This window comes from Helicobacter suis (assembly GCF_902196135.1).
In the GTDB taxonomy this organism is placed as follows: Bacteria; Campylobacterota; Campylobacteria; order Campylobacterales; family Helicobacteraceae; genus Helicobacter; species Helicobacter suis_A.
In genome coordinates this window covers 63,176-76,236 of sequence record NZ_CABIKE010000006.1, presented here as the reverse complement: position 1 = coordinate 76,236, position 13,061 = coordinate 63,176, and the positions used below count along the sequence as shown (strand labels likewise).

Genomic DNA, 13,061 nt, shown 5'->3' with positions numbered 1-13,061 from the left:
TTACTCCGCAGGCTTGCTAGATTCTGCAGGAGTTTTAGCTGGGGCTGTAGATTGCTTAGCAGGAGCTGTAGATTGCTTAGCTGGGGCTTTGGCAGGAGCTTTGGCAGGAGCTTCGTGTTCCTCCGGAGCTTTGTGTTCTTCTTCATGGTGCTCTGCATGGCTTGCATTATCCTCGTGATGCGCGTTGTGCATTTGTCCATGGTGTGCTCCACCTTTATGCCCTTTTCTAGCATGTCTGACATGGCACAAGATTTTTCTTTGCTCACCTTTACAGATTTCAACATCTAGGCCCATAGATTTTAATTCTTCTGGGCTGTGTTCTTTTTTCATTTCCTCTAATTTTCCGGCCACTTCCTCACGCAAAGCCATGAATTTTTTCTTACTCATTTTGCTTAAATTAGCCACAGTAGCCCTCTCAACTTGTCTGTGAAACTCTCTAGCCTTAACACCCTTGAGTTTTTTAAGGCGTTTGTGTACCTCCTCATGGTACTCTAGTTCCTGACTTGCGTCCACTTTACCGGCCATTTTAACCAAATCTTTATTGCTTAGCTTGGAAAAATCCATTTCTTCAGCGTGTGCAATACCTAAAGCCAACATACCCATCGTGAAAATTTTTAAAAACTGACGCATAAACCACCTTTAATTAGTAAAATAAAGCGCGATCTTAGCGCTAGTTAGCTAAATTACAACTTAACAAATGCGCTAATTGGGGCTAAATAGTGGCATAATACTAGCTACAGCTACTAGAAGTTTCAAAAAAGGCTCTGGGGAAAAAGGAATGCATCCCTGTTGCATGCAAAAACATGCAACGAGAATCAGCCCTGTGTAAATTCCAAGTACTCAAATCCTGATTGAAATTTTTAGTGTAGGCAAACATTTTATACATATCTAAAACATGCGTTGTGTCCCAGTGATTTAGCGGGTAATTAAAACTTTTAGCATAAAAGAACATTTTACGCATGCTAATTACATGGCTTGTATTCCAATCATTTAAAGGCTGGTTAAAGAGAAAAGCCCCATAGAAAAGATAGGCCATGTTTTGTACATGGCTAACATCCCAAGCCCCAATAGGCTGGTTAAACAAAGTAGCGTATTTAAACATGCCCTGTAAATTAGTCGCGCTAGAGAGTTTCCAACGCGTAATATCCCCGTTAAAGTTATAGGTGAGGCTAAACATATAACTTAAATTGACAACGCGTTCCATGTTCCAATTATCAAGATTTTGGTTAAAATTACGGCATGCATAAAACATAAAACTTGTATCTTTGACAGATCGCGTATCCCAATCATCTAAAGGTTTATTAAACGAAGCCAAAGCAAACATGGCTTTCATATTGGTTACACCGCCTGTATCCCAATTATTTAAAGGGATATTGATTTCTCTACCCATAAACATGCCCTCCATGTTTTTGACATGGCTAACATCCCAAGTTTCAATCCCATCTAAATTAGTCCGTGCGCTGGTGGCGTGGCAATTTTCATACAAACTTAAGATTTTGGGATACTCCGCATCTGTATGTTCCCACAATCCCCCATTTTTAATCGGCAATTGCTTTAAGCGCGTATAAATATTTTCCTTATCACAGAATAAATAACTCATATCCTCAATCAAACTTGTATTGATACTAGCTAGTGGAATGTGTACATCATTAATTAAGGCGATTAATTCGGCTTTGTTCTGTGGATAGTGCAGGAATTGCAACACATTAGGAGGGGTTGGAGTAGCGCTATCTTTAAGCTCTAAGCCTTGCATGGGAGTACCTAAAAAGATACCCTGAATATTAGCCCGCTTTAGATCTTTCCACCGGCTGATATTTTGCTTAAAATGGCTGGCGTTGGCAAACATGTAGCTAAAGTTTTGCGGTGGCTTAGAGGATCGATTCCAGCGATTCCAGCGATCTAGAGGTTGGTTAAAAGATCTAGCGTGATAAAACATGTAGCTAAAATCCACCCCGCTAGAGGTGTTCCAATTATTAATGGGTTGGTTAAAGTGAGTGGCGTTAGCAAACATATAACTAAAATCCACCCCGCTAGAGGTGTTCCAATTATTAATGGGTTGGTTAAAGTGGGTGGCGTTAGCAAACATATAACTAAAATTTTTAACCCGCACAGGATTCCACCGCTTTAAAGGTTCGTTAAAATGCACTTGATTCATAAATAGCCCCTCCATGTTTTCTACATGGCTAACATCCCATTTTCCAATGCCGCTAAAATCTTCCCGGTAAGGTGTACAAATTCCTTTTCTAATAAGAGGCATGCGCAAACAGAATAAATAACTCATGTCTTTAATGTAATGGGTGTTGATTTGTGAGAGGGCGATGTGTGGGTTTTGTAATAAATTTTGTAAACTGGCTTTATCTTTAGGGGTGAAGGTATGAGCGGGCAATAACGCTAGAAGTAGGAAAAATAGCAGAGAGGTACGATAAAAATAACTAAGAGACATGCACACCCCTGTAGAGTAGTACCATAAAGTAGGCCTTTATGCTAACATAGAGAGCGTTAAACCAATCTGAACTCATAAGGCAACAGGATTGTATTACAGGTAGCGGCTAGCTAACCGATATAGTAGCGATTAAAAGGAGTCATATGCATTATTTTAAATATTCTTGGTTACTGCCCACTTTTGCCGGTTTTTTAATGGCAGCAGATGGCAATGGTGTTTTTTTAGAAGGGGGTTACCAACAAGGTAAGGCACAAGTACGCACAACACAAAATGGCAATGTGCAAACAACCACCACTCCATTAGAGGGTTTTGGGTTACAAATTGGTTATCAAGTGTTTCCAAGCAAGTGGATTGGTTTTAAAGTTTATGGCTTTTTTGACTATGCCCACACTAAGGGGATTTCTTTCCCTAATCATAATCCCACTGCCAACCCGGTTGATTGTAAAATAAATCCAACAGGGTTAAACCCTCCAAAAAGCCCCACAGGAATTAACCCCCAATGCCAAGTAAATGTTATGAATATTTTACAACAAATGGTAGGGAGTAATAGACCTATCCAACCTAATATGCTCACCTATGGAGGCGGGGGGGATATTGTGATTAATTTTATCAATAACCAAATGATGGCTTTAGGGGTTTTAGGTGGAGTACAACTTGCGGGCAATTCTTGGATTTTAGCTACCCCAGATTTTGGCGATGTGGCGTTACAATATGCCGGTTTGGATAAAAAAGCCACCGGTTTTCAATTGCTTTTAAATGTGGGCGGGCGTATCCGTATTTTAAAACATAGCAGCATTGAGGCGGGTATTAAATTCCCTATGATGCGTAAAAACCCTTTTTTACAAACCAAAAATGACGGCTCGCTTTATTTTAGGCGGCTATATTCTTGGTATGTCAATTACGCCTTTACTTTTTAGCGTACATAGGCTGGCTGGATTAAAGGCAAATCCGCCCCTTGAAACACCGCTTTAAGAAGAAGTTTGTAATTTCCCTTCAAGGGTAAATTAAAAAGAGGAGTAGAACATAGCTCTTCAGCCCCTTCTTGTTTACATGCCAACTCCCCTATTAAAATTGGCTTTTGTCTGGGTCTTAGAGCTGTGATTGTGAATTTTAAAGACGGCGCTTCTAAATTATTTTTATGCACAATTAGGGTAAGTTGGTTGTTATGAGAAGTTAACCAAAGTAATGGGGTGTTTGGGTTGAAATAAAAGGGGAAAGTAGGCTCTAGATTTTGCTTACCGCTAGAGAGACTGAGAGCATAAATTTTACTAAAAGCTTGGTATTGTGCCAGCATATCATTGATGTGGCTATCTGTGTAGGTGTGTTGGTGCAAATAAGAAGTGTCGCTTTGGGGGGCGTATCTGATTGCTACCACCACTAGGGCAATGATGAGCATAAGCCCTATCAGTAAAACCACTAAAATCCCTAAGGGCCAGTAGTTTCTCCTAGTTCCCACGGCTTTTCCTTGCGCCAAAGAAATACCCATAAAAGAAGAGTGCTAAAAGAGAGCATAAAAGAATATAAAGCGTGGTTTTAACTAGGCTATTAGCCCCCTCTTCTTTGATATTTTTATCTAAAACAACATGGAATTTTGCAGATAGCGCATCGGCCATGTAAGCATAACCATTGAGGAGGGCAAAAGAAAAATGAGCGTTGTTTTTAGCCATGTCAGCTCCCCACTCTTTAGGCAAAAAAGGAGCTATGCGCTCAAAAAAGATAAAATCAGTAGCCAATAAATCCGCAGGATTGCTGATGATATTTATCTTTTGTGCCTGAAAATAGGCAAAGATAGCGACAAAGGGCGGGGATAATTTTTTAAGTTTTATCTGTTGGTAGTGCAAACGCGCCTCTTTAGTGTTGTAAACAGCATCGCCTAAAAACAACACAAGGCTCACTCCCGTTTTTTTGTATAACTCAGAAGACACGCTTTCAATGAGCGCAACACTTTTTGGTACTAAATGCAATGCCTGATTATCTTGCACAAAATCTTGAGCGGATAAAAAACCCATCCATATAAACCAAATTAAAAACCCGTATCTCACACAGCAAATAAAAAAGGTCTTGTAAAATACAGAGCAAGTGAGATTACAAATAAAATAATCAAAAATAACCCCAATAATTTTTCCATTCCTGTAAACACGATTACTCCTTATGTGATTGGTAGAACTGTTGGTTATTCACAAACATTTGTATGTTTTTGGCATCTAGTTTATAGTAATGTGTGGCCTCTTGTTGTTGGATACTCACAGCTTTTAAGCCAAGAAAAACCACTAAGGCTAGCAAAGCCACCACCACTAACAAACAACCAAGAATCCCATTTAGGCCAAATAAACCATTCATTCCTCATCTCCTTGCAAAGACTGGATATAACTTGTAAGCGCGCGTACTTGAATATCATTAAAATGTCTGTAGGCAAAGCTAGGCATTTCCCCAATGTGTCCTTTTTTACCTTTGTCTAAAATCTCTTTTAAGAAATAAGGCGTGCCATAGTGCGTGAGATTAACAGCCAATCCTCCCTGTCCCTTGCCATCTTGACCATGGCAACTTGCACATGTACTTTTAAAAATAGCCTCCCCTTTTTGTACTAACTGCGGCGTTTTTGTGTGGTGCAAACTAGAGATACTAGCCATCACATAGCTAGCTACAGCCTTTGCATCCTCAGTACTCATGCCAAGTGGGGGCATTTCCCCTGCTTGATAACCCAGACCAACAGAGCCTTGTTTGATCACTTCTATGATCCCTGCTTCTTTGCCCCATTTGACTAAATTTCTAGCAGTGTTGTTTAATCCGGTGGCTTCTAAGCCATGGCATTGTGAGCACTGTACTAAAAAAATGCCCTGTCCCATTTGTTCTAAATCTTGCTGTTTTAAATTTTTCCAGCGGGCTTCAAAGTTTTTATTGTACTGGGAAACTTCTTTATTATATTCTCCAATTTGGGAGTAGCTACTCATAGGATAACCCATGAAGATATACCAAAATCCCCATACAATAAAAACTAAAAAGCTAATAATCCAGCCTGAAGGAACATTGTTGAGTAATTCAGCAATCCCATCATATTTATGCCCATCGTTATAGTACTTCTCATCCTCGCTTATTGTACTCTCACGCATGGCTTTAAATAGCGAAGAACTCATGCTAAGTGTTGCGATCAAAATCACCAACGCTGCCACTAGAGTGAATAAATTAACATGGTCTTTAAGAATTTGCATCTAGTCTCTTTTTTGTTGGGATAGGGTGGTGGAGCGTGGCTCAATTAGTGCGTCGTTGAGTTCGTCTTGTAAGGGCAGTTGTCCATAGCGTTCGTAATCTGTGATACCCTTTTTATCCTTTGTATACATGCTCACAATGTAGGCGTATAAAAAGACTGTAAATAAAATAGTAAAGAAAGCATAAGCAAGTCCACGAACCGTGTCTATATCCATCATTACTCCTTCTTAGCAGGCATTGCAACGCTATTTACAGATTTACTAGGGGTGGCAATCCTAGCTTGGCCCAAGTGGTTTAAATAAGCAATTAAAGCCACGATTTCTTTAACCTGCCCTCTTTTAAGCGCTTCTTTGATTTGAGGATTTTGCATGTTTGCTACAATATCTTTAGCTTCCTCTAAAAAGAGTTTTTTAGCCTCTTGCATGTTGCCAAGTTTCACCCCACCGGGTTTATCATAGGGGACATGGAAAACTTCTTTTTGGGTGTAAGCCTCTGCAAAAGCCGTATCAAAATCTACATTCTTACTAAATAGATGTTTATAAGCAGGCATGATACTACCCGGTACAACACTGGAGGGTTCAAACATGTGTTTTTCATGCCAAGCAGTGGTACGCACATCGCCTACGCGGTGTAAATCTGGTCCAATACGCCTAGAACCCCACAAAAAAGGGCGATCGTAGGCATATTCCCCACTCAAACTATAAGCCCCATAGCGTTGTACCTCTGCTTGAAAGGGGCGGATAAGTTGCGAATGGCAGTTATAACAACCCTCTTGGATATAAACCTGACGCCCGGCTGTTTCTAAAATATTGTAGGGTTTAAGCCCCTCAATAGGCCTAGCAGACTTAAAAAAATTAGGCAAAACCTCAACGATACCCGCTACGGCAAAAGCCACCACAAAGGCTAGCGTAAAGAAGAAGGGGTTTTTTTCTAAAAAACGAAACATCAGTTCTCCTTAATACACACCCATAGGTGTAGCATAAGCGGGTTCTTTTTCTAACACTTTACCTTTTTGAATGGTCATGATGACATTATAAAGGAAGATGAAAAATCCAACAAGATACAAACTACCCCCAATGCCACGGATAACATAATAAGGGAATAACACCCGCACGGTATCCATGAATTGATAAACTAAGTTGCCGTACTGATCCACATCGCGCCACATCATGCCCTGAGTGATTCCTGCAATCCACATAGATGAGAAATAAAGCACAATGCCTAAACTCATCAACCAAAATTGCACATCCATGAGCTTTCCTGAATAAATTTCGCGCTTAAAGACTCGAGGAACCATGTGATAAACTGCAGCGATAAGAGTAAAACCAACCCAACCCAACACGCCGTCATGTACATGTCCGATGATCCAATCGGTAAAGTGGGCAAGTGCATTAACCGAACGGATAGCCTGAATAGAACCTTCTAGGGTAGAGAGCATGTAAAAGGTGCTAGCTAAAACCAAAAACTTAATCAAGGGCGATTCTTTAAGTTGATGCCACTGTCCTCTTAAAGTTAAAAGCAAATTAATAGCCGTTCCCCAAGAGGGAATAATGAGAATAACAGAGAAAACCGAAGAGAGGGTTTGTACCCAATCTGGCACGGTGGAGTAAATCAAGTGGTGGCCTCCTGCCCAGATATAGACAAACATCAAACTCCAAAAGGAGAACAAAGTGAGCTTATAAGAAAATATAGGCTGTCCGCACTCTTTGGGCAAGAAGTAATAAATTGTACCAATAATGCCGCTAGTAAAGACGAAGGCCACCGCATTATGCCCCCACCACCATTGAACAAGTGCGTCGTTACTGCCGGCATATAAAGAAATAGAATGCCATACACTGCCTACATGGGCTACTAAATAGGTAGGAATAGAGAGATTATTAAAAATATAGAGTACTGCAATGCCCACATAAGTGGCGATGTAATACCAAAGGGAGACATAAATTGTATTTTCGCGTCTAACCCCCATACTCCCAAACATGCTAACTCCCCAAAGCACCCAAACAACCACCACTAAAATATCCAAAGGCCAAGCTAATTCGGCATATTCCTTACTTTGGGTGATCCCTCCTAGCAAACTCACCACGCCTAAGATTAGGGCAAGAATCCATATCCAAAAGTGCAAATAGCCCACCGCCCTTAAAAAGGGATAGTCATGGTAGGTGATTTTTAAAACCCTTTGTCCAATATAATACCAGCTGGCCCAAATCCCGCCTAAGCTAAAACCATAGATCACCCCGTTTGTGTGCACAGGCCGCAAACGCCCAAAAATGCCATATTCACCTAGAATATAGTTAAGTTTTGGGAAAGCCAACTGGAAAGCTAAAACCACGCCAACAAGCATGCCAATAACTCCAAAGGCAATCATGGCAATGATAAATAAACGGGCAATTGAATAGTCATACTCAGCAACTGCTTTAGTCGTGGTAGTTGTGGAAGCACTGCGGGCGTAACCCTGTTGCATGCTTATATCCATCATTCTCCTTTATAAAAAAATTCACGCAAACCCCATTATAGCATGACTTAGGGTTTAATGTAATAACCCAACTAAAACAGGGCACTTACTTTTGTAATGAGGTGTTGATCTTTGCTTAAATCTAAAAAATTAAAATGATTCCCGCTTTGTTCTTTGCCGTGTAGTAAATCCCCTGAATGGCGGTATTTTAAATCAAGATTAGCGATTTCAAAACCATCAAGAGTTTGGCTAAAATCAGATAGGCGCGTGTTATTGCTTTGGTGTGTGAAAAGATAACAATACCCCTCACCCCCTAGCCGTGCAACCCGTCCTCTAAGCTGGTGCAGAGTTGCTAAACCTAGCCGTTCAGGCCCTACAATAATGATTGTAGAAAGCTTAGGCAAGCTAATCCCCACTTCAATTAGAGTGGTGGCTAATAAAATCTGCCCCTCCTTAGCAAAGGCTTCCATGATTTCTTCTTTATCCTTATGCTTACCACTCACCACACAAACTTTTTCAAAGCGCTTTTGCCAATAAGGCGCTCCCTCTTTCAAAGAAAGATAATCCATTTTCTGACTCTCCTCCACTAGAGGGTAAATAATGGCCACTTGTTTATCCTGCGCAATTTGTTCTTGGATATGCTCTAAGAGTTTTGTAAAATCCTTCTTGCCAATGATGCGTGTTTTAATATCCTTGTGGTAGGGTTTGTCTTTTAATAGACTGGTGGCAACAAACTTAGCCCCCATCATCGCTAAAGTTCTAGGAATAGGCGTTGCTGAAAACTGCAAGTAATGCGGTCTACCTGTTGTATGCGTAGCTAGTGTTTGCAAAGCATGGCGTTGTTTTGTGCCAAAGCGGTGTTGTTCATCGCTTAAAACTAAAGCCACTTGTGAGGTGTCTAGGGGGGTGTATAAAAGTGTGGTGGTGCCTATAATGAAAGTGGCTTCATTAATAGATTTTTGCACCTTTTTAGACCACCCCCCTAGCAACAAGAGAGGTTTAATAGAAGGGGGTAGAAATTTAAGGGCTTCTGTATAAATCTGTTTGGCTAAAATGCTTGTAGGGGCCATTAATAAACTTTTATAAGGCGATGCTAAAGCCACACTAGCTAAGATCACCATCGTTTTTCCCGATCCCACATCTCCCATAATCAGGCGTTTTGTCGCTACTTTTCCTTGTAAATCTTGCTTAATACTAGAGATAGCTTTTTGTTGATCAGGCGTGAGGGTAAAGGGCAGTTTGTCTAAAAATTCTTGCAAGGCCTGCACATTAGCATGCCCGCTAAATTTACTGGGAGCATGGAATGTTTTCCCGCTTAGAGCTAGCATATAAGCCATAGCTTCTATGCATTTTAAACTCTCTAAATACTTACCATGTAATCCTTTATTTGCATGATCTAGTGCAAATTCTAAAGTGGGATAAAACAGCATGTGTAAACTCTCTATCATCTCTACAGATACGCCTAAAGTGGTGAGTTTATGTAAATTATAAGGGGTGAGGATACTCAAACAATAATCTTTATAAGCTTTATACTGCCGTTGTTGGTTAAAGGAGGCAATTTTTTGGCATGCCTTATCAAAGTGTAGGGTTATGGTGTTTGGCTGTGTGATGATTTTAGGGTTGATCATCTGTAAAACTTGTGTGTAAGGATTAAGGCTTAACTTGCCATAGACAAAATAGCTTTTTTGGGAAAAGTGTTTAGTATGATAGGGGGTGTAGTTAAAACAAACCAATTCTAAAACCTGCCCTGTAGTTTTAACATGGGTGTTGATCTTTAAAACATGCCCTTTGTGCATGTTTATATAATCCACCTCTAAACAGCCCAGCGCCCCCGGTTCTAAATTTTCTAAAATATAATAGGGTGTATAACTTTTAGGAGGGTTTAAAAGCAATTCTAGAAAAGAGGTTAAAGAAACGCCTAATCCTAAATCCATATCAGGTTTAATTCCGCTTACACCTGTTTTTGTCCACGCCATGACCATTCTTTTATTTTATTTTAATCAATCATTAATTTTATTTTAACAAATCATGATTATTATAGCCCAAAAAAAGGATGCGGATGAAGAACTCCCCTCTCAAACAGATTTTAAAGATTTTAAGTGTTTCTGTACTCGCCTCAGCCGGGATTTTGATTCAAGGTTGTAAAGACACCCATCATAAATCCTCAAGCCATCAAGCTAAGCCAGCAGATGCCCGTGCGCTTAATAAAATGACTCCGGTACAACAAGATGCGGCTTTAGAGTCTGATTTGGAGCATAAGGCTGATAACGCTAAGACAACAGAAAGAGTCGATCAACTTGTGGATGAGGAAAATGCAATCCAAGAGGCAACTCAAGGAACGGGTCCACTTTATAGCCCTCAAAATGGCAATATTCTCCAAAATTGGACTAACCACCAAGATAATCTAGCCTCGCCTCTAAACCACAATTATTAACTTTGAAAACCCCTTAAATCCCATGCAAAAACTAATATGCGTGGTAGGGGTATTTTTAGCTTTATTATCCCCAATCAAAGCGGCTAAGAGCCGTACCTTTCTACTTAGCGAATATCTTTTGGGACAAATGCACTTTGATACGATTCAAAATGGCCAAACCAAGACAAACTACCGCACCATTGAGGGGGCGACTATCATGTATGGCTATGAATACAACCCGCTTAATCGCTGGTTTTACACCCGTTACTATGGCTTTTTAGACTATGGGTATGTGATTTTAGATAAAAAAGACAATATTGAAACCAATATGTTTACTTATGGAGTGGGGGCAGATGTGGTCATTGAATATAATAAAAACCCTTTAAATGTCTGGGGTCTTTTTTATGGCATGATGGTAGCGGGTAATACTTGGACAACTTCTAAGTTTTCACGGGATTTTTTTGTAGAAAATTACAGATCCTTTACTAGTTTTACCTTCAAGAGAACTTATTTTAGGGTTTTAGGAGAAGTGGGCATTCGTTTCCAGACGGTGATTCTCTACCATGATGTGTCTATAGAGGTGGGGTTTAAGTTTCCCTTTGATACGGAATTGGGCTCTAAATTTGTGCGTGATTACAGCATGTTTGTATCCCATACTTGGTATTTTTAAATTTGTACAACCCTCTAGCTTTGGGCGCTGGAGTTAAATAAGCACTTAATCCACCTTTAAAATCGCTAAAAACGCCTCTTGGGGGAGTTGGACTTTCCCTATAGCTTTCATGCGTTTCTTGCCCTCTTTTTGCTTTTCTAAGAGTTTGCGCTTTCTAGTAATATCGCCCCCATAGCACTTAGCCGTTACATTCTTACCCACTGATTTAACCGTTTCTCGCGCGATGATTTTATTGCCAATACTAGCCTGAATAGCAACTTCAAAAAGTTGTCTTGGGATCAGCGTTTTCATGGTTTCTACTAGAGCTTTACCCTTTTCATAAGCCTTACTCTTATCTACAATAATAGAGAGCGCATCCACTATTTCAGAAGCAACGCGTACATCTAACTTAACTAATTGCCCTTCTTGATAGCCAATAGGCTCATAATCAAAACTCGCATAACCCTTAGTGCAAGATTTAAGTTTGTCATAAAAATCCATCACGATTTCATTACTGGGCAAAGAATAGGTTAAAAGTACCCGGTTTTGGTTGAGATACTCCATTTTATCTTGAATCCCCCGTTTTTTATTAAGTAGACCTAGTAAATTACCCAAATACTCACTAGGCGCAATGATACTAGCCTTCACATAGGGCTCTTTAATGCAGGCAATGGTGTTTTCAGGGGGTAGCTGGCTAGGGTTTTGCACGGATAAGACTTGTCCATTATGTAAATGCACTTCATAGACCACAGTAGGTGCAGTGGCAATTAGATTAAGGTTAAATTCGCGCTCCAATCTTTCTTTAATGACTTCCATATGCAAGAGTCCTAAAAATCCTACCCGAAAACCAAAACCCAAAGCCATACTACTTTCAGGTTCAAATTGTAAAGAAGAATCATTGAGTTGTAATTTATACAGCGCATCGCGCAATTCCTCAAATTGATCGCTCTCTATGGGATAAAGTCCAGCAAAAACAAAAGGCTTGGCCGGCTTAAATCCTTCTATGGGGTTTTGTGTGGGATTTTTTGCATCGGTGATCGTATCGCCTACGGTAATATCTGTTAAATTTTTAGAACCCAAAGAGATAATGCCAATTTCGCCGCATTCAATGGTTTCTGTAGGGATTTTATGCAAAGGATTAGGGTAGTAAAGAGATAGCACTTGGTGAGTCTTTTGATTGCCCATTACTAACACCTCTTGGTTAGCACACAAACGACCCTCTTTAAGCCGCACCAAAGCTAAAGCCCCTAAGTAGTTATCAAACCATGAATCATAAATAAGGGCTTTAGTAGGGGCATCAGGATTACCATTAGGTGGGGGGATTTTAGTGATGAGTGTTTCTAGTAAGGCTAAAATCCCTAAACCTGATTTTGCGCTCACGCAATTAGCCTCGCTACAATCTAACCCAATGGTGTTTTCAATGTCTTCTTTGACTTCTGCAACTTGGGCGTTGGGTAAGTCAATTTTATTAATTACGGGTAAAATTTCTAGGTGGTTATCTAGGGCGATGTAAATATTAGCAATGGTTTGTGCCTGCACGCCTTGTGTGGCATCTACTACTAAAAGCGCTCCCTCACAAGCAGCTAGTGAACGAGAAACCTCATAGCTAAAATCTACATGCCCGGGGGTATCAATAAGATTTAAAATATAATCTTGCCCTTGAAAATGGTATTGTAAGCGCATGGATTGGGCTTTAATGGTGATTCCTCTTTCTTTTTCAATGTCCATAGTGTCTAACACTTGGCTTGTCATTTCCCGCGTGCTAATCGCTTTACAGGCTTGAATCAAACAATCAGCTAAGGTGCTTTTGCCGTGATCAATGTGGGCAATGATAGAAAAATTGCGGATGTGCTGTTGCATGGCCTCCCTTAAAAGCATTTTTGAACATGGAATATGC

The 13,061-nt window shown here is 40.2% G+C and carries 14 protein-coding genes; 3 read left to right on the top strand and 11 right to left on the bottom strand.

Annotation, left to right across the window (positions count from 1 at the left end):
• Together G6Q06_RS08745 and G6Q06_RS04940 are read right to left on the bottom strand one after the other, a co-directional pair.
• Complete coding sequence (locus G6Q06_RS08745) at positions 1–630, bottom strand: DUF1104 domain-containing protein (RefSeq protein WP_163564219.1); 630 nt, start codon at positions 628–630, stop codon at positions 1–3.
• Between the two features lie 100 nt (positions 631–730).
• On the bottom strand, positions 731–2,443 hold the full coding sequence (locus tag G6Q06_RS04940) for a BspA family leucine-rich repeat surface protein (protein WP_163565892.1): 1,713 nt from the start codon (positions 2,441–2,443) through the stop codon (positions 731–733).
• A gap of 143 nt (positions 2,444–2,586) precedes the next feature.
• Here G6Q06_RS04940 and G6Q06_RS04935 point away from each other — a divergent pair, with 143 nt between their 5' ends.
• A complete protein-coding gene (locus tag G6Q06_RS04935; RefSeq protein WP_163565891.1) occupies positions 2,587–3,360 on the top strand; it encodes an outer membrane protein in 774 nt (257 codons plus the stop codon).
• On the opposite strand, the gene G6Q06_RS04930 is transcribed toward G6Q06_RS04935, so the two are convergent.
• The 8 genes from G6Q06_RS04930 to recG all read right to left on the bottom strand — a co-directional run bounded on the left by G6Q06_RS04930 (position 3,357) and on the right by recG (position 10,036).
• Positions 3,357–3,899, bottom strand: a complete 543-nt coding sequence (locus G6Q06_RS04930) for a hypothetical protein (RefSeq protein ID WP_163533354.1) — start codon at positions 3,897–3,899, stop codon at positions 3,357–3,359. The two genes, G6Q06_RS04935 and G6Q06_RS04930, sit on opposite strands and share 4 nt — an antisense overlap.
• The gene (locus G6Q06_RS04925; RefSeq protein WP_240328683.1) at positions 3,889–4,452 is read right to left on the bottom strand and encodes a hypothetical protein; all 564 of its coding nucleotides are present in this window, start codon (positions 4,450–4,452) and stop codon (positions 3,889–3,891) included. The genes G6Q06_RS04930 and G6Q06_RS04925 overlap by 11 nt, the downstream gene beginning before the upstream one ends.
• A 133-nt stretch (positions 4,453–4,585) precedes the next feature.
• Positions 4,586–4,783, bottom strand: a complete 198-nt coding sequence (locus G6Q06_RS04920; RefSeq protein ID WP_163533353.1) for a DUF4006 family protein — start codon at positions 4,781–4,783, stop codon at positions 4,586–4,588.
• Positions 4,780–5,652: a cytochrome-c oxidase, cbb3-type subunit III gene (gene ccoP, locus G6Q06_RS04915; protein WP_163533352.1), complete on the bottom strand. Its 873-nt coding sequence runs from the start codon at positions 5,650–5,652 to the stop codon at positions 4,780–4,782. Before ccoP ends, G6Q06_RS04920 begins: the two co-directional genes overlap by 4 nt.
• Positions 5,653–5,865 (bottom strand): cytochrome c oxidase, cbb3-type, CcoQ subunit, encoded by a 213-nt coding sequence (locus tag G6Q06_RS04910; RefSeq protein WP_163533351.1) that lies wholly within the window; start codon positions 5,863–5,865, stop codon positions 5,653–5,655.
• 2 nt (positions 5,866–5,867) lie between these two features.
• The gene (ccoO, locus tag G6Q06_RS04905) at positions 5,868–6,596 is read right to left on the bottom strand and encodes a cytochrome-c oxidase, cbb3-type subunit II (protein WP_163565890.1); all 729 of its coding nucleotides are present in this window, start codon (positions 6,594–6,596) and stop codon (positions 5,868–5,870) included.
• Positions 6,597–6,605: 9 nt separating this feature from the next.
• Entirely contained in the window at positions 6,606–8,111 is a 1,506-nt protein-coding gene (gene ccoN / locus G6Q06_RS04900; RefSeq protein ID WP_163534896.1) for a cytochrome-c oxidase, cbb3-type subunit I, read from the bottom strand.
• Positions 8,112–8,194: 83 nt separating this feature from the next.
• Positions 8,195–10,036 (bottom strand): ATP-dependent DNA helicase RecG, encoded by a 1,842-nt coding sequence (recG, locus tag G6Q06_RS04895; protein WP_163565905.1) that lies wholly within the window; start codon positions 10,034–10,036, stop codon positions 8,195–8,197.
• Between the two features lie 125 nt (positions 10,037–10,161).
• On the opposite strand from recG, the gene G6Q06_RS04890 reads away from it, so the two are divergent.
• Together G6Q06_RS04890 and G6Q06_RS04885 are read left to right on the top strand one after the other, a co-directional pair.
• On the top strand, positions 10,162–10,536 hold the full coding sequence (locus tag G6Q06_RS04890; protein WP_163533349.1) for a hypothetical protein: 375 nt from the start codon (positions 10,162–10,164) through the stop codon (positions 10,534–10,536).
• Positions 10,537–10,558: 22 nt separating this feature from the next.
• Complete coding sequence (locus G6Q06_RS04885; protein WP_240328681.1) at positions 10,559–11,185, top strand: outer membrane protein; 627 nt, start codon at positions 10,559–10,561, stop codon at positions 11,183–11,185.
• 45 nt (positions 11,186–11,230) lie between these two features.
• Here G6Q06_RS04885 and lepA read toward each other — a convergent pair whose 3' ends face one another.
• Positions 11,231–13,024, bottom strand: a complete 1,794-nt coding sequence (gene lepA, locus G6Q06_RS04880) for a translation elongation factor 4 (protein WP_163565889.1) — start codon at positions 13,022–13,024, stop codon at positions 11,231–11,233.
• Positions 13,025–13,061 lie beyond the last annotated feature (37 nt).